Source organism: Paenibacillus arenosi, assembly GCF_014841135.1.
Classification (GTDB): Bacteria; Bacillota; Bacilli; order Paenibacillales; family Paenibacillaceae; genus Paenibacillus_B; species Paenibacillus_B arenosi.
Genome location: NZ_JACYTN010000001.1, coordinates 561,395 through 584,932 on the forward strand (window position 1 = coordinate 561,395; position 23,538 = coordinate 584,932).

Below are 23,538 nucleotides of genomic sequence, written 5' to 3' on the forward strand. Positions count from 1 at the left end.
CTTTTAAAATAAGACGAACGAAGAAGCATGCCATCTCACCTTTTCGTAGTGAGCGGGATGCTTTTTTTGTATATGCACAGAAATAAATCTTTCATAGGCGACAAATTTATAAATATCCGCATAACATAAAAAGATAAAGGTCATCATCTGAGTTGAGATACCGTATACGGCAAGCTGCTCCAGCACGTCTTCTACAGGCGAATTCATTCAATCTGTCCCTCTATCCAATCGTAAAGATGATGGCATGCTTGTCTCTATTTAGATGTGAGAGGGAGGGACGAAGATGGATGTTTCAAGGCCTTGGCTGCAGCATTACCCAAGTGAAGTAGCACCCTCGTATGAATATCCTCAAATAAATGCAGGACATATGCTTGTCCATGCGACAGAAACACATCCTGACCAGTATGCATGTTCATTTATGGGCTACAATCTGACCTATAAGAAACTGCTTAGTTCGGCGTATCAATTTGCAAATGGGCTGGAACAGCTGGGTGTGAGCAAGGGAGAACGTATAGCTATCATGCTTCCGAATTGTCCGCAGATGATGATTGCTTACTTCGGTACGCTCCTTTACGGGGCAATTGCGGTCATGACGAATCCGCTTTATAAGGAAGGGGAGCTTACCCATCAGCTGAATGATGCAGAAGCATCTGTACTTGTTACGTTAGATTTATTTATGGAGCGGGTATCAAGAGTAAGAGAAAAAACGTCCTTAAGAACGATAATCGTTGCTTCGATTGCCGAGTATTTGCCATTCCCCAAAAATGTATTGTACCCATTAAAAATGAAGAAAGATGGTCAGTCTACTGTTGTGCCGGCTGGTGATGACATCTTTCGCTTTAAGCGTTGGCTGCGTACATGCAGTTCTACGCCTGTCCTTGCTGAAGTAAAGGCGCAGGAAGATGTAGCGATACTCCAGTATACAGGAGGCACGACAGGGGTTGCTAAAGGCGTTATGCTGACACACTATAACCTGGTAGCCAATACGGTGCAAAGTTCGCAGTGGTTCTATCGTGCTAAACGAGGCGAAGAAGTATTTTTGGCAGCGCTTCCTTGTTTCCATGTGTTCGGTTTAACCGTGCTGCTACATCAATCGGTTTATAACGCAGGTAGGCTTATTTTATTGCCTAGGTTCGAAGTGAAACAAGTGCTTCAGCAAATTGAGAAATATAAGGTGACGATTTTTCCGGGTGCGCCGGCAATGTATAATGCCATAATTCACGACGCTAATCATTCATCGTATCAATTACACACGATTCGTGCTTGTGTTAGTGGTGCATCTCCATTACCACATGAGGTGCAGGAAAAGTTTGAACGCATTACAGGTGGACGGCTTATCGAAGGGTATGGATCAACCGAGACATCGCCTGTTAGCCATGCCAATAATATATGGGGGTATCGCAAATTAGGCTCAATTGGCATACCTTATCCGAATACAGATGCGATGATTGTAAATTCAGAGACAGGCGAACAAGTTGAAATCGGGGAAATTGGGGAGGTTGTTGTCCGCGGCCCACAAGTGATGAAAGGGTATTGGAAACGGCCAGAAGATACAGCATCTGTCTTAAAAGAAGGATGGTTCTACACCGGAGACTTAGGTAAAATGGATGAAGAGGGATTTTTCTATATCGTAGATCGTAAAAAAGATATGATTAATGCTAGTGGATTTAAAGTGTACCCTCGTGAAGTTGAAGAAGTGTTATACGAACACCCATCGATTAAGGAAGCAGTTGTTATCGGTGTACCGGACGCCTATCGCGGAGAAACGGTAAAGGCATTTGTCATCTTGGATGACAAGGCGACGGGTGTAGATGAAGACGCTATTAAACAATGGTGTCGGGAGCGGATTGCTGTTTTTAAAGTTCCAAGGATTGTGGAGTTTCGAACGCAGCTTCCAAAAACGATGATCGGGAAAGTACTGCGGCGTCAGTTAGTAGCAGAAGAGGCGGCTAGGAAGCAGCCTGAGGGCCATTCTGAACCACCAAAGGACGAATAGACATTACGGTCATCTACATGCTTACAGAAGCTACGGGAGCTCTTTAAACTTGGTTAGATGCTATGTGCAGTGGGAGTGGACATTCAGGTTGATTGCAAGGGACTCCATAGGGTAATGTTAACTTACAAGCACACAAAAATTTGTAGAAGTGTTTGCAGTCAATCGTTCATTGAATTGTAGTTACGGTTAGTAATGCGCGATTGACTGTAAACGAACTATCATCATAGGTTGGTAGCTCGTCATCTTGGCAAGGGGGATAATAGAATGGAACACCTAGACTATACGAATGAGAATGATAACAATAGCATTTTGGAGGGAAACAAAGAAGCAGAGATGTTCATATCTCATGAAGACTGGGCTGCACTTGAAGAGAAGGCAGAGTCAACCTTTTGGGGGTTTCTTGGTTGTAAAGTTGTTTCGATAACAGCAGAAGAGACGGTTATTGGCTTGGAAGTAGGACCACACCATATGAATATGCTGGGTATTGTAAATGGTGGGGTGTCTTCTTCACTGTTGGACAACTCGATGGGAATGATGGCTGGTGCTTTGCGACCGGACTATAATATGGTTACGAGCAATTTGAATATTCACTTTGTTGCTCCTTTGAAAGGTCCAGTCATTACGACACATGCAAAAGTTCTGCACAGCAGTAAGAGAACGCTAACTTGTTATGCAGAAGTGCGCGAAGCAGATGGGACAGTAGGTGCGATAGGCACGGCAACGTTCCGAGGTATAAAGAAATAGCATTGACTTTTTAATCATATTTGTCATAATGGCTGTACAAGTTGGAAGCCTATGTAGAAATGGGGAGAAGAAACATGACAAAAGCGTTGATTGTCATTGATTATACAGTAGATTTCGTAGATGGTAAGCTGCCTTGTGGAGAACCGGCTATTGCGATTGAAAAGCCGATTACAGAGCTTGTAGAGCAATTTGTAGCCCAAGGGGATGAAGTGGTCATGGCAGTTGATATCCATGATGAGCAGGACCCTTATCACCCTGAGACCAAGTTATTTCCTCCTCATAACATTAGAGGGACAAGCGGTCGAGACTTATATGGCAGCCTTATGGATGTGTATGAGCAGCATAAAGACCGCATTTATTGGATGGATAAAACTCGTTATAGTGCTTTTTGTGGGACAGACTTGGACATGAGATTAAGAGCTAGAGGCATTCAGGAAGTTCATTTAGCAGGGGTGTGTACGGATATTTGTGTCCTTCATACAGCAATTGAAGCTTATAACTTAGGTTATAAGATCGTTATTCATGAACGTGCAGTTGCTACCTTCAATGGACAAGCCCATGTATGGGCGTTAGAGCATTTCCGCAATTCGCTAGGTGCTACTACCATCAGCTAGCTTCGACGATAGACACAAAAGGATAGGAGTAGTGGTGCGCAATGAATCACTCAATGGCTTTACATACAGATAAATATCAAATCAATATGATGTATGCGCATTGGAAAAACGATACCCATAACCAGCACACGGTATTCGAAGCGTTCTTTCGCAAAATGCCATTTGGTAATGGCTATGCTGTATTTGCTGGCTTAGAGCGCATTATTGAATACATGGAGCAGCTTCGTTTTACAGATGACGATATTGCCTATTTGGGTGAACAGGAAGAGCAATATGATGCAGCATTCTTGGAGGAATTAAGAAATTTCCGCTTTAATGGTCATATCGATGCTGTAAAAGAAGGGACGCTGGTATTTGCTAACGAGCCGCTTGTACGTGTGGAAGGCCGTGTGTTTGAGACACAGTTGATTGAGACGGCATTGCTTAACTTTATGAATTTCCAAACGTTAATTGCTACAAAAGCTTCACGGATTAAGCGAGTGGCTAAACATGATATTTTAATGGAATTCGGAACCCGTCGTGCACAAGAGGCAGATGCGTCGTTATGGGGAGCTAGAGCGGCTTATATAGCGGGTTTTCATGCGACATCCAACATGTTGGCAGGCAAGCGTTTCTCGATTCCTACGAAAGGTACGCATGCTCATGCTTGGGTCCAAAGCTTTACAAGTGAGCAGCAAGCTTTCGAATCATTTGCGAACGCCCTTCCTGATCAAGTTACACTGCTTGTGGATACGTATGACACGCTTCACAGTGGTATCCCAAATGCGATCCAAATCGCGAAGCAATTGAGTGAAAAAGGTAAAAAGCTGCAAGGAATTCGATTAGATAGTGGAGATTTGGCATATTTGTCGGTCGAAGCACGTAAAATGTTAGACGAGGCTGGCTTGTACGAAGTACGTATTGTCGCCTCGAATGATTTGGATGAGTATACGATCGCAGACTTGAAGGAGCAAGGGGCTCGGGTAGATAGCTGGGGCGTAGGTACACAGTTGATTACAGCAGCCGATCAGCCTTCTTTAGGTGGCGTGTACAAGCTTGTGGCGCGTGAGATTAATGGGCGACTAGAGCCGACAATCAAAATTTCTGCTAATCCTGAAAAGGTTACTGCGCCGGGGAAAAAGGATGTATACCGTATTATTCATCCGAAGAAGCAAAAAGCGATTGCAGATTACGTGTGTTTGGCATCAGAGTCAGACGTAGAGCGTAAGCAGAAGCTGAAGTTGTTTGATCCGCTTCATCCATATATTCATAAATATGTGGATCAATATGAGGCGGAAAAGCTGCTGAAGCCGATTTATCGCTCGGGACAACTTGTGTATGAACGTCCACTGCTAGAGGAGATTCGTGCCTATCATGAGCAGCAGATCAATCTGTTCTGGCCGGAGCATTTGCGCAAAAAGAATCCTGAGCCATTTCATGTTGACTACAGCACGAAGGCTTGGCAGCTGAAACGAGATATGATAGAAATGTATGTGCAGGAAAAGGAAAAACTTCGATTGATGCGACAAGAAGAATAGCTAATTGGAGAGAGGATGGGAAGGATGAGCGGAAACGAAGCGTCAGTAACGACACGTAAGAGTGAAGTGTGGACTCCAGCACATGGGTTCACAGGTGGTATTGAGGGGCCTGCTTGTGATAGACAAGGCAATCTATACGCGGTTAATTATGCTCGTGAAGGGACGATTGGGCGTGTTACGCCCGACGGCTCAAGTTCTATCTTCCTAGAATTGCCGAATGGGAGTATCGCGAACGGTATTCGTTTCACCCGAGATGGACGGATGCTGATGGCGGACTACACGAAGCACAACATACTTCTTTATGATTTTGCATTTCAAAAACTATCTGTGTTTGCGAATGAACCACGGATGAATCAACCGAATGATATTTGTATTACCGCTCACGATATTATCTTTGCAAGTGACCCGAAATGGGCGGATAACACTGGTCAGTTGTGGCGTATTATGCCGCATGGACAGGTTACCTTGCTGGAAGCGGGCATGGGGACGACGAATGGAATTGAAGTTAGTCCGCAAGAAAATGTGCTGTACGTAAATGAATCTGTTCAACGCTGTATTTGGGCCTATGACTTAGCGGCAGATGGTTCGATTTCTAACAAGCGGTTGTTTGCTCAATTCAGTGATTTTGGACTAGATGGTATGCGCTGCGACATCGATGGAAACTTGTACGTTGCACGCTATGGTAAAGGTACAATTGCCATCCTCAATCCATCCGGTGTGTTGATTGAAGAAATTCAGCTGCATGGCAAAAATCCAACGAATGTAACGTTCGGTGGAGAAGATGGTCGTACTGTATATGTTACTGTGCAGGATCAAGGCAATGTAGAGCGATTCCGTGCAGATCGCCCAGGTCGCTGTCGTCGCTTGTTTGGACTTGTATAAGGATAAAACATAGTACCTGATAAGCAAAGAGCAGAGAGCCTCGTTAGAATGGCTCTCTGCTCTTATTATTTCTCGGGAAAGCGCAGAAATAGTCATAAAGCGCGCTTCATCGCAAAAATAGACATGCAATGGGCATGTTTATGCATGATGAAGTTGAATGATGTCGAAAGAGACGAGGTTCATTATATGCTCAGCCCTGTTTAATTAGGGGAAAACCGTATGAATCGCTTTTTTCAAAACATCTGCCGAGTGATGGAACTTGTCTAGTTCTTCTTGGTCCAATTTCAGCTCTACGACTTGTTTAATACCATCGCGTGAGATGACAGCTGGAACACCAATGTATACATCATTCAGTCCATATTGACCTTCTAGCAATGCAGATATCGACAAGATGCTGTTCTCATTGCGCAGGACAGCTGTCGTTAGACGGGCAAGTCCCATTGCGATACCATAGTAAGTAGCACCTTTACGTTCTATAATGTGATAAGCAGCATCTCGTACATTTGTAAAAATTGTATTCAATGTCTCTTGACTTGGCTTGCCATGAGCGTGTATATAATCTTTTAGGGGCTGACCGCCAATATTGACATGGCTCCAAACAGGCAGCTCTGTGTCACCATGCTCACCCATAATATATGCATGGACGTTGCGAGGATCAACATTCAGTTCAGAACCAAGCTCAAACCGTAAGCGGGCACTGTCTAAGATCGTACCTGAGCCAATTACACGATGTGCAGGTAATCCTGAATATTTCCATGTTGCGTACGTAAGTACGTCAACGGGATTGGTAGCTACGATGAAAATACCATCAAATCCACTTTGCATGACAGCGGTTACGATTGACTTGAATATGGCCGCATTTTTCTCAATGAGATCAAGTCGGGTTTCCCCTGGGCCTTGATTAGCACCTGCGGTAATGACTACGATATCGGCATCTTTGCAATCGGAATAATCACCAGCCCAAATGCGCATATTGCTCGAAAAGGACAAACCATGATTCAAGTCCATGGCGTCGCCTTCAGCCTTTTTATGATTAACATCAATAATGACCAGTTCAGAAGCAGCTCCTTGGTTGAGCATGGCAAATGCATAGCTAGCGCCAACAAAACCAGAACCTATAAGAGCGACTTTAGCAACTTTACTTGTTGGATTCATCGGGTACACTCCTTTTATGTAATAGATTCAAACGATAATGCTCTTACATTAACAAGTATAGCAGGGTTTTATTTGCGACCCAATTATACAATAACCACTCCACAGGAAATTGATTCATTTTAGATGTTGAATAGGGGTGGGGGGTATGATATAATCCGAGTAAAGGTGGTGAATAGGAAGGCTATGACAGAAAAAGACCTAGAGCAAACAGCAGAAGATCAAACATCGTGTTGTTCATCTGATACGGTGTGTGCTGGCCACCAAGAAGATGGAGTGCGCAAGAGCCATCATTCTGCAGAAACAAAACAGAAACTTGTCCATCGCCTTAATCGAATTGAAGGTCAAGTGCGCGGCGTTAAGTCTATGATTGAGCGTGACGTGTATTGCGATCAGGTGCTGCATCAGATTGCCTCGATTCAATCAGCGCTTAATTCCGTAGGTAAATTATTACTAGATGGTCACATCCGGTCTTGTGTCGTCGAACGACTTCAAGCTGGGGAAGAAGAAGTGATAACTGAGCTCCTCACGACCATGAATAAATTGATGAAGTAGACGACAATCATTATTTTGAGGAGGACAATAGAATGAGTCAAGTAACTTGGAACGTAGAAGGAATGTCTTGTGGTCATTGCAAGGCTGCCATCGAGAAAGCAGTAGCGAATGAAAAGGCGACAGCTGAAGTTTCTTTGGCAGATAAGCAAGTAACGATTACGTATGATGAATCAGTTGTTTCATTGGATAAAGTTCGTGAAGCAATTGAAGATCAAGGATACGACGTTGTTTAATTTCCATGTACCGGATAGGATCAAGGAAGCATCGTATTTGATGATTGTATATGTAGATTGATGCTTGATTATAGTAACGGATGACTCTGTACTCTGCTTTTCAGTGGGATGGGGCTCCATGCGGCTTGTTCTCGCTACAGCTTATTTTGCTGCGGAGACAAGCCTTTTTTAGTGCAGGTGGGCGCAGGTAGGAATCATGTTATTACCTTAAGGAGACAGTCATTCATAACGCTTGCACTTGTTAACTTGTTTGCCTTATCTATAATAAATGGTATGATAGTAAACCCGTCTGATAGCTGTAGGCGGGTTTATTGCGGTCCAGAGGGCTATAAACGATAGTGCTGCATTACTTTGAGATTCATACTGCACAGTTGCGCTGATTCAGTGAAATGCTTATCTAGTATGATTGATCTTGATCTGAATCATATAATAAAAGACATACAGATTGACTACTTGCTTGCAGAGCGGAGGGCGTATACAATAAGGTACGGTTCCATCATTTTCGAGCTAGACAACAAATCAGGCAACGAGTGAATATCTATTATCAAATGAAACGTTTAAAAAGGAGGTAGCTGTGAATTTGGGAGCACGCGTACTTAAGACAGGAATAGCAGTTACCTTAGCACTGTATATTAGTCAGTTATTGCATTTCCAATCTCCGGTCATAGCTGCTGTGGCGGCTATTTTTGCCATTCAGCCATCCATTTATCGCTCTTGGCGACATTTCCGTGAGCAGTTGCAAGCGAATACGCTTGGGGCGATTCTAGCGTTGTCAGCGGGAATGATCGTTTCTAATGAGCCATTTGCCATAGGAGTCGTTTGCATCGTTGTTATTGTCATTTGTCTGAAGATGAAGATGGAAGACACGATAGGTTTGACACTAGTTACGGTTATTGCCGTGATGGAAGCATCGAGTGAGTGGCAGTTCGCTCTAGATCGATTCTCACAAGTGTTAATTGGTATTGCTTGCGCTTGCCTAATCAACATTATTGTGATGCCTCCACGTCCAAAAGAGCAGTTTAACAATCAGATTCAATCTGTATTTAATCGTCTATCGCTGCTGCTTCGTACCGTCATTTCCGACGAGATGAAGGAGCAAGCGTTCAAGGCGGAAAAGGATGAACTGGAGAAAGCTGTATCGACTTTGACTGATAAATATAAGCTCTTTGAGGAAGAGACGAAGAAGCTTCATAAGCCTAAATATCGATATACGCGTCAACTGGTTGTATATAAGCAGCTCGTGCACACGCTTCGAACGGGCTTGGATGTGTTGGAATCGATCGATGAGCATTATTTTCAATCACCACGGACAGAGGCAATCGATAAGCTTTTTGATGAGCATGTGGAAGCGTTAATGAAGGGACATGAATTTGTTCTTCTCAAGCTGCAGGACAAGGTAAAGCCAGAAAGTACCGAAATCGAAGATATGCAGCTTAAGATGGATGTGTTTCTAAATGATATGATCAAGCATAGTTCGGACGAAGAGGCTGGTATGCAGCGTTTAGCACTAGTAGCATCATCGATGTATCGGTATGGATTCCAAATTAGTCGTTTGGATCGACTCGTGGGGCATGTGGAGCCGACTCAGGCGAGTAAGCCAATTCCTTCTTGGTGGAAAACTTGGTTCAAAAGTAAGGATAGTTAAATGGGTGTGCACTTCATCGTCAGGATATTATGATGATTCTTTGATTCATTTTGTATGGCATGTAAGAGTTAACCGAATCGTATTACTGGCAAGGGTCTCTGCTGTCCGTTGAACAGTTCAGAGATCCTTTTTTATTTTGCGTCGTGGATGATTGTAACTAAAATAAGGCAACATAGCGATGACATCATCTTGGAAGGAAGAGGGCTATGCAGACGGAGCGCTTTTACCAGCAGCGTCTAGATGAATGGGTGGAGGAAAGTCGGAAAGAAGCCTACAAAGGACGAGTTGCTGAATATATACCTGGCTTGGCCGCAGCTCCTCAGCATGCGCTAGGCATTTCACTATGGGGAACAGACGGGCAGTTTTTTCAATCTGGTGATACGGATTTACACTTTACGATGCAAAGCATATCGAAAGTATTTTCATTGCTGCTTGCATTGATGGATAGTGGAGAGAAAGAGGTATTTCAGAAGGTAGGTATGGAGCCTACAGGAGACGATTTTAACTCCATTTTGAAGCTGGAGCTTGTTGATCCTGGTAAACCGTTTAATCCATTTATTAATGCAGGAGCGATTGTAATTGCTTCACTTATTCAAGGAGAGGGGCCAGATGAAAAGAGTGAACGATTGCTGCAATTTATTCGACATTTGGCTCACGATAATCGGTTAGATTATAACGAGGCTGTATATGAATCTGAACGAGAAACGGCCCATCGCAATCGTTCTATCGCATATTATTTGAAGGATAACGGTGTACTGGAAGATGACGTAGAAGAGACGTTGGAAGTGTACTTCCGCCAATGTTCGATCGTTGTAAATTGCAAGCAGCTAGCTCATATGGCGCTTGTGCTTGCTTCTGATGGCGTTGATCCGGTAACGAAGCAGCAAGTGATTCCACGTCGCTACATACAAATAGCTAAGTCATTTATGGTTACTTGCGGCATGTATAATGCGTCTGGGGAGTTTGCGATTGAGGTAGGACTCCCAGCCAAAAGTGGCGTGTCAGGAGGTATCTTGTCTGTTGTTCCTGGAAAATGGGGTATCGGTATCATAGGGCCTGCATTGAACAGTAAAGGGAACAGTGTGGCCGGCGTACAATTGCTGCGCAGCTTATCCAAGGATTGGGACTGGAGTATTTTCTGAAAATAGAATAGAAAACAACTACATTTCATCAATATGTATACTGCTTCTGCAAAAATAATAGCGGTAGTCCAAGTTAGTTGGCACTACCGCTATTCTATTATCATTTTATTTCTTTTCACTTAACCATGCAGCCAGTTGAGCAATCTCTTCATCTTTCAATTGCCCCTCAAAAGCAGGCATGCTGCCTTTACCGGCATGTATAAGCTTGTAAATAGCTTCCGTATCCATCTTGCTGCCTACTTTATTAAGAGGTAGACCAATTCCACCTTCCAAATTACCACCATGACAAGACAAGCAGCTTTGCTTGTACAACGCTTCTGCTTGAGTAGCATCTAAAGTGACCGCTGGCATCTCTGGTCCTTTTGGACCGCCTTTAGCCAATGGCTCATCTGGATTGACAACCTTCTCCATCATAATGAAGACAGCGGTTGCAACAGCTGCTAGCAAAAGATAAGCCATAATCCATTTCTTAAGATGATTAACCATGAACATTCTCCTCCTGATATGCTTGTATAGGCTTACTTCAAAAGTCTCGCAATGAAATGCTTTGTCATCTAAGGTGTATGGTTTCATGCTGGATAAGTATGTAATCGAATCTCCTAATTCACAAATTAAGGATTCGCGGTACAAGATGATGTAACGTACTAGTGCTAAGTAATAGGTGTCAGTTTTAGTTAGAGTGTTGCTGTATGGCTTGTGCACATTATATTTTAATGCGAATAGAAGTCAAATCTAGTTGTGTAGGAGCGAGGCACCTGTCTGCGTTGGCGTCTAGGAGGCGTTGATGTACCAAACCACTGTATCGTATACTTGCAGCATACTAGAGTCTACCGAGTGTGATATGTATAGAAATGCAAGTGAATCGCTACATCAATAATATGGAAAAAGTAAGCCAACGAATATATAGTATCACAGCTTTATGAATAGTGACAAAGATTATATTATACAAGCAAGAAATTAAGGGAGGAACAGCAATGATCCAAGTTGGGTTGGCAGGATGGGGCGATCATGATGAGTTGTACCCAATAGGGATGAATAGTTCTAATAAGCTAGGTCGGTATCATGAACATTTTGCAACAGTAGAGTGTGATAGCACCTTCTATGCCGTACCTTCGCAACAAGTTGTTCACAAATGGGTAGACCAGACTCCGTCTAATTTCCACTTTATAGTGAAAGCTTACCAAGGGATGACGGGTCATCGCAAGATGGATTCCACATTTACATCGAATATTCACATGTTTGACACATTTAAGCAGGCAATTGCACCGATGATCGAGACGAATAAGCTGGCTTGTGTCTTATTTCAATATCCTCCATGGTTTAAATGCGAACGTAAACATGTAGATATTTTACGGCGAACTCGTGCTTGGATGGGGGAAATACCAATAGCTTTGGAATTCCGCCATCAAAGTTGGTTTCGAGGTGATATGCGTGAGAAGACGCTTGAGTTCATGCGTGAAGAGAATTGGATTCACAGCGTATGTGACGAACCCCAAGCAGGAGAAGGTTCCATTCCTGCGGTTATTGAGGGGACGCACGCTGAGATGACGATGGTACGTATGCATGGGCGGCATATAGCGGGATGGGTAAATGAGGCTAGCAGCGATAATTGGCGAGAAGTGCGGTACTTATACAATTATAATGTGGATGAGCTGCAAGAGTGGGTGGGGCATGTTAGACAGCTTGAGCAGCATTCTAAGCACGTCATTGTCATTTTTAATAACAATTCAGGTGGACATGCTGCGGGTAATGCTAAACAGTTTATGCAGCTGCTAGGGCAGCAGACTGCGCCGATGGCTCCACGGCAAATATCGTTATTTGATTAGTTCATGAAACAAAAAGACAACCCTCTGCACGGAAGGAGTGGGGGCATCCCATGCAGAGGGTTGTTGATTAACTACATTTGCTCCGAATATTTGACGAGTTCGTCAACGAGCAAATTAGCGGAAATAATATTACCGGAAAGATTCCAAATCACTTCATCAACTTTGAATGTTTTCTTGTTCTTCGCAACTTCTAGTTGTTGGAAGAGTGGGTCTTTCATCCATTCTTCTTGTTGTTTTGTTCCAAGCTTCTCTTCTGTGAAGTCAGCGTTGAAGTAGAACATGATGTCTCCATCCATGTCAGCCATACGCTCTTTCGTTACAACTTCCATGAACTCATCTTTATCTTGTGCTGCTGGACGAGCGAAGCCTAAGTCTTTCAAAATAACGCCAGAGAATGTATCGTTCATGTAAATACGAACTTTTTCAGGTACGAAGCGTACCATGGATACTTTTGTGGACAATTTGTCGCCGATTTTTGTTTTTGCTTCAGCAACTTTATCATCGTATTTCTTCATTTCCTCTGCGCCTTTATCTTTCAAGTTCAAAGCTTCAGCATACAGAGTGAAGTTTTGCTTCCAGTCACCTGCAAGATCCTCGGATACTACTGTAGGAGCCATACCTTGTAGTTGAGAATAAATTTTCTCATGACGAACTTTGTTCGCAATGATTAGGTCTGGTTTCAAGCTTGCGATTAATTCCAAGTTAGGCTCGGATTCTTCACCAAGCTCAGTTACACCTTGCAATTGATCCTTCAAGTGAGGGAACCATGTATCACCTAAACCTGATTTAACTGCACCGACAGGTTTTACACCAAGTGCCAATACAGCTTCAGTTGCTTCATTTGTAAGAACAACAACGTTTTTCGGTGTGCCTTTAATTTCAGCTTCACCCATAGAGTGTTTCACTTTACGTACTTCATCTGTTTTAGGCGTTTCTGTAGCTGCAGGAGCTTCTGTGCTCGTTTTAGGTGCAGCTGGAGTAGTTGTTCCACTGTCTTTTGCGCCGCAACCTGCTGCGATCAATGCAATCACGCAAGCTAACATGATAGGCAGAAGACGAAGTTTGAACGTAGATCTTTTTGACTGATTTGAAGACATGTTAATAACCCCTCCGATTGATGTATGTAGTCCCTCTTCTAACTGATAATGATTATCATTATCTTGTTACTTATTATCAGTGAAGTTGGGGAAGTTTGTCAATCATTTTTTATAAACTTTTTATAATTGCTTTCGATTTTGAAGCAGCAAATAGATAAAGAATGGTGCTCCAAGTACTGCTGTAAATACGCCTGCTGGGATTTCTGTAGGCTGAAACATCAGGCGGCCGATGTAATCTGCACCGACTAATAGCATGGCGCCAATGCTAGCTGAGAGCGGAATTAACCAACCATGCATGGGCCCAATTAAGCTCCTTGCAATATGAGGTGCGATTAAGCCTACAAAAGCAATTGGCCCAGACATACCGACTGCGGAACCAGCTAGTGCGACACTGATGAAGAGTATAAGCAGGCGATAGCGCTCAACGGATTGACCCACGCTGCTAGCTGTCGCATCACCAAGCACTTGTGTATTTAGATGACGGGTCATAAAAAATGACAAGCTCATAAATACGACAAACCAGGGCAGCAGTGTCCATACATAATCCATCGAGAGACCATATACACTGCCTGTCATCCAAGTAATGATTTGCGTAGCTAAAAAGGATGGACCTGCTACAAGCATATACAACGTAATGGAACCAGCAGCTGTAGAAATACCTAATCCGATCAAGATGAGTCGATAAGGTGATATGCCATCTTTCCAAGCGAACAAATAAATGAGTATCGCAGTAACCAGTGCCCCTGATATCGCTACAAGTGGCAGCCAATGAATGCTTAACGAACCGCTTGTTAAGGTTATAAAGGTAACAGCAGCAGCAGAACCGCCGCCATTAACGCCCAATAATTCGGGTGAAGCAAGTGGATTGCGAATAACCGCTTGCAGCATGAGACCGGCAACGCCTAAGGATGCACCAATCATGAGAGCCATTAGCAGTCTTGGGAGACGCAGGTTCATAACGACCATTTCATAGGTAGGATTATCCACGCCTAATATAAGTACAGCAAATACATCTTTCATAGGAATGTACATGCTGCCAAAAGAGATGCTAGCTATTGAAAGCACAAACAAAGCGAGCATTGCGATAATCGTAATCATTAACCCGCGAGCATGAATTTGGAATGAGAAGCGGGATGACTTTCCACGCAGTGTAATATACTTCATCGCAGTATTTTCCTCCTCGCAATTACAATTAGGAACGGCACGCCAAGGAATGCGGTAATAACTCCTACAGGTACATATTCACCGCCAAGTATGAAGCGGGATACGGTATCTGCTCCTACTAATAGAATAGCGCCAGCGATTGCGCAATAAGGGAATAACCAAGCATGATCTTGACCTACTAAAGAACGGCACATATGCGGAATCATCAAACCGATGAAAGCGATAGGGCCGGCCAAAGCAACTGAGCCGCCTGCAAGTAGAATGACCGTAAATAAACAGCAGAACTTGACGAACAACGTACGCTGTCCGAGTCCTTTAGCAACGTCATTGCCCATCGCCATAACATTAATGGCCCGAGCCAGCACCAAAGCTAGAATGAGACCGATAGCAATATAGGGGGCAATCGACATCCAATGTGCCATCGTGCGCCCTGATACGGAACCAGTTAGCCAAAATAAAGCTTGATCCATCGTAAAATTGTCATATACCATAACGCCAGAAGTAACCGAAGAAGCAAGGGCAGTTACAGCTGAGCCTGCCAGCGTAATGCGGATAGGCATATTGCCCTCTGACCCTATTGAACCGATAGCCATTATAAATATAGCAATGACGGTAGCACCTATAAATGATACCCAAATCACTTCTTGTGTGCCCATATCGATCCGTAACAAGCTTATGGCTAGGACGATAAACATCGCCGAACCAGAGTTGATCCCGAGGAGTGAGGAATCAGCTAATGGATTCCGTGTCATCGCTTGCAAAATAGCCCCAGCTATTGCAGAAGAAGCGCCTACCGTGATCGCAATGAGCGTTGCGGGCAATCGTACGGTTTGGATGAGCAAATGCTCTCTTGAGTTATCAAATGCTGTAAAGGAATTCCACATCGTTGCTAGTGTAAATCGCTCCAGGCCAAACAGTAGGCTACATAGAGATGTTGCGCCGAGCAGGGCAATACCTAGCAGGAGGACGATCCATTTGGAGCGTGTGCTTGCCAAAATACTCATTATGAAATTCTCCTTTATAAAGTTAAAAAATTAGCAAAATTTATGTATAACATTCTAATTGTAAAAAGTCGGATCATTGCTGTCAATGAAATTGATTCTCAATATTTCAAATGGAGTTCCAAGATCAGGGGCTAGTTGAAGGGACTAGAATGTGGGCTAAATAAATAGTTGACGCTAGTAATATATCCTGATATTCTATAAAAATATATTTTAATAGTCCCTTGTATAAGTTCGCGAATAAGGCGCGGACGTTTCTACAATGCTACCGTAAAAAGCTTGGCTACAAGGAGATATCGATAAACCGTATTTATCTCGATCGTTGTACGACCGTTTGGCTGTATGGCAGCGTGTATATTGTTGTATTGAATCTCTTAGTGATCAAGCTTTGACCTAATTTCCGTCTTAGGATGGACAGGTCAGAGCTTTTTTTGTGCCGTTTTTTTAGAATAGCAATGGGTGCGAGGGGCATGATCGTAGAATAGCAATCATCAGGAGGCGCAGCATGAAATCATTTTTTGAGTTCGAGCAACGAGGGACGACGTATCGAAAGGAGATTATGGCAGGTGTAACAACCTTTTTGGCCATGGCCTACATTTTGGTTGTCAATCCACTCATTTTAAGTGATGCGGGAATGGATAGGGATGCTGTATTCACAGCAACTGCATTGACTGCCATTTTCGGCTCACTGCTCATGGGGGTGTTGTCAAATTATCCGATCGGCGTTGCTTCCAGCATGGGATTGAACTCGTTCTTTACGTATTCTGTCGTTATTGGCATGGGTATTCCATGGCAAACGGCATTAACAGGTGTACTCGTATCGAGTGTGCTATTTATTATTTTAAGTGTCATCAAAATTCGTGAAAAAATTATTAACGTCATTCCTGAAGATTTGAAATATGCCATTGCGAGTGGAATTGGATTTTTTGTTGCATTTATGGGCTTGAAAAATGCGGGCATCATCGTAAGTAGTAAGGATACTTATGTTAAGCTTGGTGATTTAGGTTCGCCGCCCACCTTGTTGGCTTTGTTCGGCTTTGTCATAATGGTAGTTCTGCTTGTCCGTAACGTGCATGGAGGCATTTTCTACGGCATGGTCATTGCGACCGTTGTAGGGATGATGTTCGGCATTATTGATATGCCTCAGCAAATTGTAGGTTCTATTCCGAGCTTGGCTCCGACATTTGGTGTGGCATTCAATCAGTTATCAGCTACCTTTACTCCTGAGCTGTTAGTTGTTATCTTTACATTCTTATTTGTAGGTTTCTTTGACACCGCGGGAACGTTGATTGCCATTTCGACGCAAGCAGGGTTTATGAAAAACAACCAAATTCCGAAAGCGGGTCATGCGCTTGTTGCGGATTCTACAGCTTCGTTATTTGGTGCTGTAGTAGGAACAACGACGACGGCTTCATGTATTGAATCGTCAGCAGGTATTGCAGCGGGAGGACGTACCGGATTTACTTCGGTTGTTGTTGCAGGATTGTTCACCTTGGCGCTATTTTTCTCACCGCTATTGTCCATTGTTACAACAGAAGTTACAGCACCAGCACTTATCCTCGTAGGCGCGATGATGGCATCACAAGCTCGCTTTATTGAATGGGAGAAGCTCGATGTTGTGATTCCAGCATTCATTACGATTGTGGCCATGCCTCTCACATTTGGAGTGGCGACGGGTATCGCACTTGGTTTCATTTTATATACGGTTATTAAAGTAGCTAAAGGTGAGTATCGCGCAGTTCATCCGATTATGTACGTACTGACGGTTATGTTTATCGCTTATATTGGTTATGTAGCTTAATAAAGAAATAAGAATTCTAGAATCTAGGAATTGTGTATGTGTAAAAAGCTGCTTCATTCATCAGGAAAAGATGAGTGGAGCAGCTTTTTGTTTACTCTTCATGATCGATGCGAGAGATGGGCGATGAGTGAGGATTGAAAGAGAAAGTTTCCAAGTTTATACTTAAAAAAGAAGTTGGTAGAATATTCTTTTAAAAGGTTGCAATCGTTTGACGGAGTTTTGGTATGGAAAGGGAGAGCGTTATGAATTTATCAAGTGGTCCAGATCCTCAAGAGCGGGTTAAGGCTCTACGCATCAAAAACAATGTTAGATTGAGTATTTTCTTCTTCATTATGTTTCTTGTATTCTCAATACTCATTGTTCGACTTGCTGTCGTACAGTTTATAGAAGGCCCTGAATTAAGCAAAGCCGCTGTTCAGATCGGTACAAAGTCGCTCGATCTCGTCTCGATACGAGGAACGATCTATGATGCTGCTGAAAAAGAGATTGCTTATTCGCTGCCAACGCAGTCCTTGTATTTTCGAATGGAGAAAACTTATAAATCGGAACAAGATGAAGAAGTCATGAAGTTAGCTCAAAAAATCAAGACTGCATTCGACAAGAGCGGCATTCAACAAAGCAAACCAATGACCTTGGAGCAAATTATTTATGCGATGGATGTAAAGGGGAAGCGAACATTAGGTATTTACCCGCGGCAATTAAAAACCAATTTAACTAAGCAAGAAACGGCCTATTTTATGGAGCATAGAAATGAATTCCCCATGCTTGAAGTAGTAGAGGAAAACATAAGACAGTATGATACGACTCCAATCGCTCCTCAAGTTGTCGGTCATATGAAGAAATATAAAGGTATTACCAATAACCTGGCACGCTATCCCTATTTTGAAAAGTTGGCTGTAGCAGAAGAAACGAAAAATAGTTATTTAGCTAGCGAAGAAGTTGGGGTTGCTGGACTAGAGTATATGTATGAATGGGCATTGAAAGGAAAGAATGGGGCACGAGAATATCCGGTAGATGCTCAAAATCGGATTATCGGTGCGGGGAAAATAACGAAGCCTGAACGTGGACATAACATTCATATGACGATTCATCCTGAAATTCAGAAGCGTACGCAGCAAGTGATGATTGATCATTTGAAAAAAATACGAAATTCATCTAATAAATACGAGTATGCACCGAATGCGATTACCGCTTATGCCGTAGCCATGGAAGTGGAAACGGGCAATATTGTTGCGATGGCGAACCATCCTCAGTATGATCCGAATATTTATCAGGATGGGTTAAGTGAAGAAGAGTTTAAGCAGTTGGGATCAAATAATTTAAATGGCACAGTACGTGAAGTTGCTCAAGATTATGGGGATAAGAAGGAGAATTGGCGTCATCCTTCCTCTCTATTATATTTGGGATCGACGATGAAGCCGCTTACGATTCTTATTGGTCTCAAGGAAGGGCTTATTTACCCAAATACTACTTATCCTGATACAGGAGTAACTTATATTGGACGTCAAGGCAGGCAAACCCCAATTCATAATGCAAGTAGAAAAGCGAATGGTGTCGTAGATACGCGAGAAGCTTTAACGAAATCCTCCAATACATTCATGATAGAGAAGGTTGGAAATCCACTGTATAAGACATATGGCAAGGAAAAAGGTCTTAAAATATGGGATGATTATATGAAGGCGTTTGGACTAGGTCAGACAACAGGGAGTGGTTTCCCTGGAGAATCACCGGGTATTAGCGACTATATGCAGGAAGGACAGTCTGGTCAATCATCATTGGCGTACGCTTCCTTTGGCCAGCAAGGTAAATATACAGCATTGCAGCTCGCTCAATATACAGCTACGTTGGCGAATCGAGGCAAGCGAGTGAAGCCGCAGTTCGTATCTCATATTACGGATGCTAATAAAAAAGTAGTTAAGCGTTATGGTAGGGAAGTGTTGAGCACGATTGAATTTGACGAAGCGCATTGGGACGTTATTGAAGATGCCATGTTGGCTGTAAGTGCACAGGGATTCCAAGATGCTCCTTATACGGTAGCGAGAAAGACGGGGACGTCTGAGCAGGACGTATATGGCGGCAAGCGTGTAGAAAATGCTGTGTTTATTGCGTATGCACCTGTAGACAAACCGAAGCTCGCAGTAGCTGTCGTCGTTCCAGAGGGTGGGTACGGTAGTTATGGCGCTGCTCCGATAGCAAGACAAATTTTTGATTCGTATCATAGCGTATATGGATTGACTAAATAAAATAGGATAATAGATGAAGAGAAGCCACAGGGGCAGGAGAATCCTGCTCTGCTGTGGCTTACAGAGAGTGAGTATTGTTGGTAATTCACTTAACGCTTATCCACTTGAGGCTATTATCTGCGTTTGCGTCTGAAGCCACAACATGGATTTGGATTGCAACCATTTCCGATACCGCCCACGCCAGGGCCTGGGTATCCGCCATTTCCAGGGAATCCAGGTCCTGGTGGCAATGTTGCGCCGCCTACAGTTGTTTCGTTGTACGTCCAGATGTGTTTAGGAATTGGTACAGTGTGCACCTTATTAATAATTTCTACTGGATGGATAACAGGTACAACTTGTGGCTGGTAACAGTTATTAATTTGTTTGATAGGTGGACATACGATAGGCTTTACTTGCGGGTAACAATCATGGCGAGAAGACATACCAACAACTCCTTTTCAGTGATGATACAATATATGATGATGCTTGTGGAAGGGTTGTTCGTTTGCCCCGATAGTTTCATCGGATTTGAAAAATAGGGAATACACCCTCTTATAGTGAAAAAAATCACTAGACACTTGATTATCGTTTGCAGATTCAGTATGATGGTGAATAATATTTTCTGGCAAAAGGTGGGATTATCTTGTTCTCCATTAGACAAGGGTCAGACACGTTAGTCATTGTTCTCCATGAAATATATGGCCTTAATCGGCATATGGAGCATGTATGCAAACAATGGCATGATTCAGGGGCAGATGTGATTTGTCTTGATATTTTGAATCGTGAACCATTTGAAGCAGATCAAGAACAAGAAGCTTATCAATACTTTATGCAGCATGTCGGCTTTGAACGTCCAGTAGAAGAAGTGCTTAAAGTAATCTCGAGTCTGCGACATGAATACAGTCAAATATGTTTGGTCGGGTATAGTGTAGGGGCAACGATTGCATGGCGATGCAGTGCTAAAGGCAACATGAATCGTGTCATCGCGTATTATGGCTCGCGCATTCGAGATTACGTGGATAGTGTTCCTTTATGTCCCTCTTTACTTATATACGGTCAGGAAGAACCTTCATTTGATGTGGCAACGTTGGTATCTCAAGTGCAGCAGCATCCGACAGTGCAAGTATATGTCTCTGAAGGCAGCCATGGATTTGCGAATCCATATGCAGTAACCTATAACCGAAGATCGGCAGAATTAGCTTGGGAACAAACAGAACGCTTCATGAATCAAGGACAGATTGGATAGACGGGCTAGCCAAAACGATGCAAATCAGTGTATATTGTGCATGTACGCCTGTCGTAGAGGCTGGAGATAGTGTGGTTCAACTGGAGGGATTCGACATGCAGCGATGGAAAAGCGATTGGACAAACGATGATTCTATATATCATTTTACTGGCTGGGATTTCGGCACATTAGCAAAATACGGAGGAATGCAGGAATTTCCTCTGCCTTGGAATTACGCTCATATCGTGATGCCCTTATTGCGTCAAGCAGACAGTTTGCTGGATATGGGGACAGGAGGCGGAGAGTTCCTTAGCAAATGCACACCGCTGCCAGCATGTACATATGCAACTGAAGGATATGAACCAAATGTTGAGGTGGCCAGAACGTTGCTGGGGCCGCTTGGGGTAAATGTTGTTCCGTTTAGTGACGATGAGCATATTCCAATTCCTTCTGAGCACTTTCAGATGATTATAAACCGTCATGATTCATTCAACGCTTCTGAAGTTGCTCGTATGCTTAAGAAGGGTGGAACATTTGTCACACAGCAGGCTGGTGGGCACAATGATTTGGAATTTAATGATTGGCTTGGAGCTCCATATCCAGATTTTATCGATTGGAACCTAGATACAGCTGTGAACAATTTGAAGCAAGTAGGGTTAATCATTGAAGAAGCAATGGAAGTTGAGGTCAAGACGAGATTTTATGATATTCGAACAATTATTGCTTATCTTCAAGTTGTATCGGGTTGGCAAATCCCTGACTTCTCCGTCATAACGTATGAAAGAGAGCTTCGTAAACTGGATGAGCGCCTAGTCAATGAACGATATGTAGATACAACTTGCCATCGATTCCTAGTAATTGCCCGCAAACCTTAATTCATCGTGAGTTAGCATAGGTATAATCCTACCTTGACGTATACGTATTTACATCGTGTAAGTAAAAAGATCGAGTGAGGGGCTAGTTGTTCCTCTATTCGGTCTTTTTGTTGTTTTACAAAGGTTCGAGTTACTTGATAAGTTTATTGGAAGAATTTATAATATAAATATGGTACTAAAAAAACCATTTTAGTTTCCTTATTTATATTAAGTGGTGATAAGGAGGGGTTTGATGCGTAAGAGAGTTCTGGCATGTTGTATGGAACTGCTAGCAGTGCGAGGACTGAAGTTTACAACAGCTGAATTAGCAAATTCATTAGGCATAAGCAAGCGAACGTTATATGAGCAGTTTGAGTCGAAAGAAGCGATTATAGCTTGCTTAGTGGATGATGCGATCGAAGAAATTCGGAAGCATGAACGCGAAATATATGCACGTGAAGATTGGAATGCTGCGCAGAAACTGTATGCGCTTCTGTCCTTTGTTCCTAGTGGGCTTCTTATTGGGAATCCTCATTTGCTCGAAGATTTAAAGCGCTATGCGCCTATGCAGTGGAGTAAGGTTGATCAATTGCTGCTTCATGAATGGTCAACGATTACAAAAGTGCTCGAGGATGGAATAGCATCAGGAGAGTTTCGCAGCGTCCATGTACCTGCTGTAGTACAGGCAATGCGGGGAGCATCTGCAGCGATATTTGATCCGAGGGAAGCACAGCATGTTGCTTTTTCATTGCATCAGGCCGTTAAGACAATGACAGATGTGTTTGTACAAGGATTAATACATAAGGGGGATTAGAAATGACCAGCTCATCAGTTGTTTCACTAAAGATAATGTGGATCTTATTTTGGATGACCGATGTAGGTTTCATTTTATATTGGACGAGCACAGCGTTTGGACTTATACCGCCTGAATATGCATATAACGACTATACAAATCCAATCCTCGTCGCGTGGAATTGGTCGTTTGCTCCTATTGATATTGTTATTTCGGTAACAGGATTTATTAGCATTTATTTATGGAGAACGAAACGTCTGCAGTGGAGCATTTGGGCTCTCATATCGCTGGTCTTAACGAGCGCATCTGGGTTGATGGCCATTTCTTATTGGGCGATTCGCGGAGAATTTGATTTGTTATGGTGGTTGCCAAATCTCTTCCTGCTGCTCTACCCGTTGCTTTTTGTGAGAAGTGTTGCCTTATCAGTGTCTGGAAATAAAACCCTTGTGCGGCTATAATAGTAATACATGGTCTTAAGGAGGAAGAATCGGTGAAGAAATGGTTGTTCATATTTGTTGTAGCTTTGGCATTAGTAGGATGCACAGGGGATACAGATGATGTGCAAACGTCGCCATTAACATTCAGCATTTCTGACACGACTTTAGAGACAGGAAATAATAAAGTAGGCTGGTTTTTTAATAAGCCAGTGGAGTATTTTTATAACAAAGTAATGAAGGTAGTCGCTACACATGAACGAACGGATCATTCCGTTGTCCTACTGGATGGCCATGGAATGGTGTACCATAGTCCTGATAATACGGCTGACAAAACGCTCGTGCCTTCGATGTTAAACTTGCCGGATACAGGCCGATGGAAACTCGATCTGTATGTGAATGATATTTCGTATGGTCAAATTATGATTGATGTGGAGCAGCATGAGGGAAGAACTCTTCCAGTTGCTCAACGTATTTGGGCCAATCCATATAAATGATAGGCTTGTTCATATAAGGGGAGTGCTGTTCTTGTTGGGGAATGCAGCAGGAATGGTTATTTTCCATGTCATGCTAAGAAACTTTTGTGTGTGATGTGCGTAGTGATTGACAGTGCACGGGCCATTCTTATAAGCTCTTATTCG

At 43.0% G+C, this 23,538-nt stretch carries 24 protein-coding genes and 1 riboswitch; of the genes, 17 read left to right on the forward strand and 7 right to left on the reverse strand.

Features of this window, described 5'->3' with window-relative positions; all coding sequences use genetic code 11:
- Positions 1 to 3: 3 nt before the first annotated feature.
- Positions 4 to 207: a hypothetical protein gene (locus IFO66_RS02410; protein ID WP_192023570.1), complete on the reverse strand. Its 204-nt coding sequence runs from the start codon at positions 205 to 207 to the stop codon at positions 4 to 6.
- A gap of 76 nt (positions 208 to 283) precedes the next feature.
- Here IFO66_RS02410 and IFO66_RS02415 point away from each other — a divergent pair, with 76 nt between their 5' ends.
- The 5 genes from IFO66_RS02415 (at position 284) to IFO66_RS02435 (ending at position 5,753) form a co-directional block, all read left to right on the forward strand.
- The gene (locus IFO66_RS02415) at positions 284 to 1,996 is read left to right on the forward strand and encodes a long-chain-fatty-acid--CoA ligase (protein ID WP_192023571.1); all 1,713 of its coding nucleotides are present in this window, start codon (positions 284 to 286) and stop codon (positions 1,994 to 1,996) included.
- A 264-nt stretch (positions 1,997 to 2,260) separates the two neighbouring features.
- Positions 2,261 to 2,740: a PaaI family thioesterase gene (locus IFO66_RS02420; protein ID WP_225445428.1), complete on the forward strand. Its 480-nt coding sequence runs from the start codon at positions 2,261 to 2,263 to the stop codon at positions 2,738 to 2,740.
- Positions 2,741 to 2,814: 74 nt separating this feature from the next.
- Positions 2,815 to 3,354 (forward strand): cysteine hydrolase family protein, encoded by a 540-nt coding sequence (locus IFO66_RS02425; RefSeq protein WP_192023572.1) that lies wholly within the window; start codon positions 2,815 to 2,817, stop codon positions 3,352 to 3,354.
- A gap of 41 nt (positions 3,355 to 3,395) precedes the next feature.
- The gene (locus tag IFO66_RS02430) at positions 3,396 to 4,871 is read left to right on the forward strand and encodes a nicotinate phosphoribosyltransferase (RefSeq protein ID WP_192023573.1); all 1,476 of its coding nucleotides are present in this window, start codon (positions 3,396 to 3,398) and stop codon (positions 4,869 to 4,871) included.
- Between the two features lie 24 nt (positions 4,872 to 4,895).
- The gene (locus tag IFO66_RS02435) at positions 4,896 to 5,753 is read left to right on the forward strand and encodes an SMP-30/gluconolactonase/LRE family protein (protein WP_192023574.1); all 858 of its coding nucleotides are present in this window, start codon (positions 4,896 to 4,898) and stop codon (positions 5,751 to 5,753) included.
- A gap of 204 nt (positions 5,754 to 5,957) precedes the next feature.
- On the opposite strand, the gene IFO66_RS02440 is transcribed toward IFO66_RS02435, so the two are convergent.
- Entirely contained in the window at positions 5,958 to 6,908 is a 951-nt protein-coding gene (locus IFO66_RS02440) for an L-lactate dehydrogenase (RefSeq protein WP_192023575.1), read from the reverse strand.
- A 183-nt stretch (positions 6,909 to 7,091) separates the two neighbouring features.
- Between IFO66_RS02440 and IFO66_RS02445 the strand changes: the two genes are divergently transcribed.
- From IFO66_RS02445 to glsA, 4 genes are all read left to right on the forward strand, one after another.
- Positions 7,092 to 7,460, forward strand: a complete 369-nt coding sequence (locus IFO66_RS02445; protein WP_192023576.1) for a metal-sensitive transcriptional regulator — start codon at positions 7,092 to 7,094, stop codon at positions 7,458 to 7,460.
- Positions 7,461 to 7,492: 32 nt separating this feature from the next.
- Complete coding sequence (locus tag IFO66_RS02450) at positions 7,493 to 7,693, forward strand: cation transporter (protein ID WP_144990833.1); 201 nt, start codon at positions 7,493 to 7,495, stop codon at positions 7,691 to 7,693.
- Between the two features lie 574 nt (positions 7,694 to 8,267).
- Positions 8,268 to 9,338 carry an aromatic acid exporter family protein gene (locus tag IFO66_RS02455; RefSeq protein WP_192023577.1) on the forward strand — a complete coding sequence of 357 codons (1,071 nt, stop codon included), beginning with the start codon at positions 8,268 to 8,270 and terminating at the stop codon, positions 9,336 to 9,338.
- A gap of 206 nt (positions 9,339 to 9,544) precedes the next feature.
- Positions 9,545 to 10,480 (forward strand): glutaminase A, encoded by a 936-nt coding sequence (glsA, locus tag IFO66_RS02460; RefSeq protein ID WP_192023578.1) that lies wholly within the window; start codon positions 9,545 to 9,547, stop codon positions 10,478 to 10,480.
- Between the two features lie 105 nt (positions 10,481 to 10,585).
- Here the strand turns inward: glsA and IFO66_RS02465 are convergent, their stop codons facing one another.
- Complete coding sequence (locus IFO66_RS02465; protein WP_192023579.1) at positions 10,586 to 10,966, reverse strand: c-type cytochrome; 381 nt, start codon at positions 10,964 to 10,966, stop codon at positions 10,586 to 10,588.
- Positions 10,967 to 11,454: 488 nt separating this feature from the next.
- Here IFO66_RS02465 and IFO66_RS02470 point away from each other — a divergent pair, with 488 nt between their 5' ends.
- Positions 11,455 to 12,306, forward strand: coding sequence for a DUF72 domain-containing protein (locus tag IFO66_RS02470; RefSeq protein WP_192023580.1), 852 nt, complete (start codon positions 11,455 to 11,457; stop codon positions 12,304 to 12,306).
- 71 nt (positions 12,307 to 12,377) lie between these two features.
- Here IFO66_RS02470 and IFO66_RS02475 read toward each other — a convergent pair whose 3' ends face one another.
- The 3 genes from IFO66_RS02475 to IFO66_RS02485 form a co-directional block, all read right to left on the reverse strand.
- Entirely contained in the window at positions 12,378 to 13,403 is a 1,026-nt protein-coding gene (locus IFO66_RS02475) for an ABC transporter substrate-binding protein (protein WP_225445429.1), read from the reverse strand.
- A 120-nt stretch (positions 13,404 to 13,523) separates the two neighbouring features.
- Positions 13,524 to 14,567: a FecCD family ABC transporter permease gene (locus IFO66_RS02480; RefSeq protein ID WP_192023581.1), complete on the reverse strand. Its 1,044-nt coding sequence runs from the start codon at positions 14,565 to 14,567 to the stop codon at positions 13,524 to 13,526.
- Positions 14,564 to 15,571: a FecCD family ABC transporter permease gene (locus tag IFO66_RS02485; RefSeq protein ID WP_225445430.1), complete on the reverse strand. Its 1,008-nt coding sequence runs from the start codon at positions 15,569 to 15,571 to the stop codon at positions 14,564 to 14,566. Before IFO66_RS02485 ends, IFO66_RS02480 begins: the two co-directional genes overlap by 4 nt.
- A 201-nt stretch (positions 15,572 to 15,772) precedes the next feature.
- A riboswitch (purine riboswitch) is annotated at positions 15,773 to 15,874 on the forward strand.
- A gap of 199 nt (positions 15,875 to 16,073) precedes the next feature.
- Here IFO66_RS02485 and IFO66_RS02490 point away from each other — a divergent pair.
- A complete protein-coding gene (locus IFO66_RS02490) occupies positions 16,074 to 17,369 on the forward strand; it encodes an NCS2 family permease (protein ID WP_192023582.1) in 1,296 nt (431 codons plus the stop codon).
- Positions 17,370 to 17,611: 242 nt separating this feature from the next.
- Positions 17,612 to 19,612 carry a peptidoglycan D,D-transpeptidase FtsI family protein gene (locus IFO66_RS02495; protein WP_192023583.1) on the forward strand — a complete coding sequence of 667 codons (2,001 nt, stop codon included), beginning with the start codon at positions 17,612 to 17,614 and terminating at the stop codon, positions 19,610 to 19,612.
- Between the two features lie 113 nt (positions 19,613 to 19,725).
- Here IFO66_RS02495 and IFO66_RS02500 read toward each other — a convergent pair whose 3' ends face one another.
- Entirely contained in the window at positions 19,726 to 20,034 is a 309-nt protein-coding gene (locus tag IFO66_RS02500) for a hypothetical protein (protein ID WP_192023584.1), read from the reverse strand.
- 200 nt (positions 20,035 to 20,234) lie between these two features.
- Between IFO66_RS02500 and IFO66_RS02505 the strand changes: the two genes are divergently transcribed.
- The 5 genes from IFO66_RS02505 (at position 20,235) to IFO66_RS02525 (ending at position 23,394) form a co-directional block, all read left to right on the forward strand.
- Entirely contained in the window at positions 20,235 to 20,837 is a 603-nt protein-coding gene (locus tag IFO66_RS02505) for a dienelactone hydrolase family protein (RefSeq protein ID WP_192023585.1), read from the forward strand.
- 95 nt (positions 20,838 to 20,932) lie between these two features.
- On the forward strand, positions 20,933 to 21,691 hold the full coding sequence (locus IFO66_RS02510; protein ID WP_192023586.1) for a class I SAM-dependent methyltransferase: 759 nt from the start codon (positions 20,933 to 20,935) through the stop codon (positions 21,689 to 21,691).
- A gap of 232 nt (positions 21,692 to 21,923) precedes the next feature.
- On the forward strand, positions 21,924 to 22,484 hold the full coding sequence (locus tag IFO66_RS02515) for a TetR/AcrR family transcriptional regulator (RefSeq protein ID WP_192023587.1): 561 nt from the start codon (positions 21,924 to 21,926) through the stop codon (positions 22,482 to 22,484).
- 2 nt (positions 22,485 to 22,486) lie between these two features.
- Positions 22,487 to 22,921 (forward strand): DUF5360 family protein, encoded by a 435-nt coding sequence (locus IFO66_RS02520; protein WP_192023588.1) that lies wholly within the window; start codon positions 22,487 to 22,489, stop codon positions 22,919 to 22,921.
- Positions 22,922 to 22,953: 32 nt separating this feature from the next.
- Positions 22,954 to 23,394, forward strand: a complete 441-nt coding sequence (locus IFO66_RS02525; protein WP_192023589.1) for a ubiquitin family protein — start codon at positions 22,954 to 22,956, stop codon at positions 23,392 to 23,394.
- Positions 23,395 to 23,538: the final 144 nt, after the last annotated feature.

What these genes read in the sequence shown, in the direction of transcription:
- IFO66_RS02410 (WP_192023570.1), bottom strand. Translation starts at nt 207, where the DNA reads ATGAATTCGCCTGTAGAAGACGTGCTGGAGCAGCTTGCCGTATACGGT.
- IFO66_RS02415 (WP_192023571.1), top strand. Translation starts at nt 284, where the DNA reads ATGGATGTTTCAAGGCCTTGGCTGCAGCATTACCCAAGTGAAGTAGCA.
- IFO66_RS02420 (WP_225445428.1), top strand. Translation starts at nt 2,261, where the DNA reads ATGGAACACCTAGACTATACGAATGAGAATGATAACAATAGCATTTTG.
- IFO66_RS02425 (WP_192023572.1), top strand. Translation starts at nt 2,815, where the DNA reads ATGACAAAAGCGTTGATTGTCATTGATTATACAGTAGATTTCGTAGAT.
- IFO66_RS02430 (WP_192023573.1), top strand. Translation starts at nt 3,396, where the DNA reads ATGAATCACTCAATGGCTTTACATACAGATAAATATCAAATCAATATG.
- IFO66_RS02435 (WP_192023574.1), top strand. Translation starts at nt 4,896, where the DNA reads ATGAGCGGAAACGAAGCGTCAGTAACGACACGTAAGAGTGAAGTGTGG.
- IFO66_RS02440 (WP_192023575.1), bottom strand. Translation starts at nt 6,908, where the DNA reads ATGAATCCAACAAGTAAAGTTGCTAAAGTCGCTCTTATAGGTTCTGGT.
- IFO66_RS02445 (WP_192023576.1), top strand. Translation starts at nt 7,092, where the DNA reads ATGACAGAAAAAGACCTAGAGCAAACAGCAGAAGATCAAACATCGTGT.
- IFO66_RS02450 (WP_144990833.1), top strand. Translation starts at nt 7,493, where the DNA reads ATGAGTCAAGTAACTTGGAACGTAGAAGGAATGTCTTGTGGTCATTGC.
- glsA (WP_192023578.1), top strand. Translation starts at nt 9,545, where the DNA reads ATGCAGACGGAGCGCTTTTACCAGCAGCGTCTAGATGAATGGGTGGAG.
- IFO66_RS02465 (WP_192023579.1), bottom strand. Translation starts at nt 10,966, where the DNA reads ATGGTTAATCATCTTAAGAAATGGATTATGGCTTATCTTTTGCTAGCA.
- IFO66_RS02470 (WP_192023580.1), top strand. Translation starts at nt 11,455, where the DNA reads ATGATCCAAGTTGGGTTGGCAGGATGGGGCGATCATGATGAGTTGTAC.
- IFO66_RS02475 (WP_225445429.1), bottom strand. Translation starts at nt 13,403, where the DNA reads ATGTCTTCAAATCAGTCAAAAAGATCTACGTTCAAACTTCGTCTTCTG.
- IFO66_RS02480 (WP_192023581.1), bottom strand. Translation starts at nt 14,567, where the DNA reads ATGAAGTATATTACACTGCGTGGAAAGTCATCCCGCTTCTCATTCCAA.
- IFO66_RS02485 (WP_225445430.1), bottom strand. Translation starts at nt 15,571, where the DNA reads ATGAGTATTTTGGCAAGCACACGCTCCAAATGGATCGTCCTCCTGCTA.
- IFO66_RS02490 (WP_192023582.1), top strand. Translation starts at nt 16,074, where the DNA reads ATGAAATCATTTTTTGAGTTCGAGCAACGAGGGACGACGTATCGAAAG.
- IFO66_RS02495 (WP_192023583.1), top strand. Translation starts at nt 17,612, where the DNA reads ATGAATTTATCAAGTGGTCCAGATCCTCAAGAGCGGGTTAAGGCTCTA.
- IFO66_RS02500 (WP_192023584.1), bottom strand. Translation starts at nt 20,034, where the DNA reads ATGTCTTCTCGCCATGATTGTTACCCGCAAGTAAAGCCTATCGTATGT.
- IFO66_RS02510 (WP_192023586.1), top strand. Translation starts at nt 20,933, where the DNA reads ATGCAGCGATGGAAAAGCGATTGGACAAACGATGATTCTATATATCAT.
- IFO66_RS02515 (WP_192023587.1), top strand. Translation starts at nt 21,924, where the DNA reads ATGCGTAAGAGAGTTCTGGCATGTTGTATGGAACTGCTAGCAGTGCGA.
- IFO66_RS02520 (WP_192023588.1), top strand. Translation starts at nt 22,487, where the DNA reads ATGACCAGCTCATCAGTTGTTTCACTAAAGATAATGTGGATCTTATTT.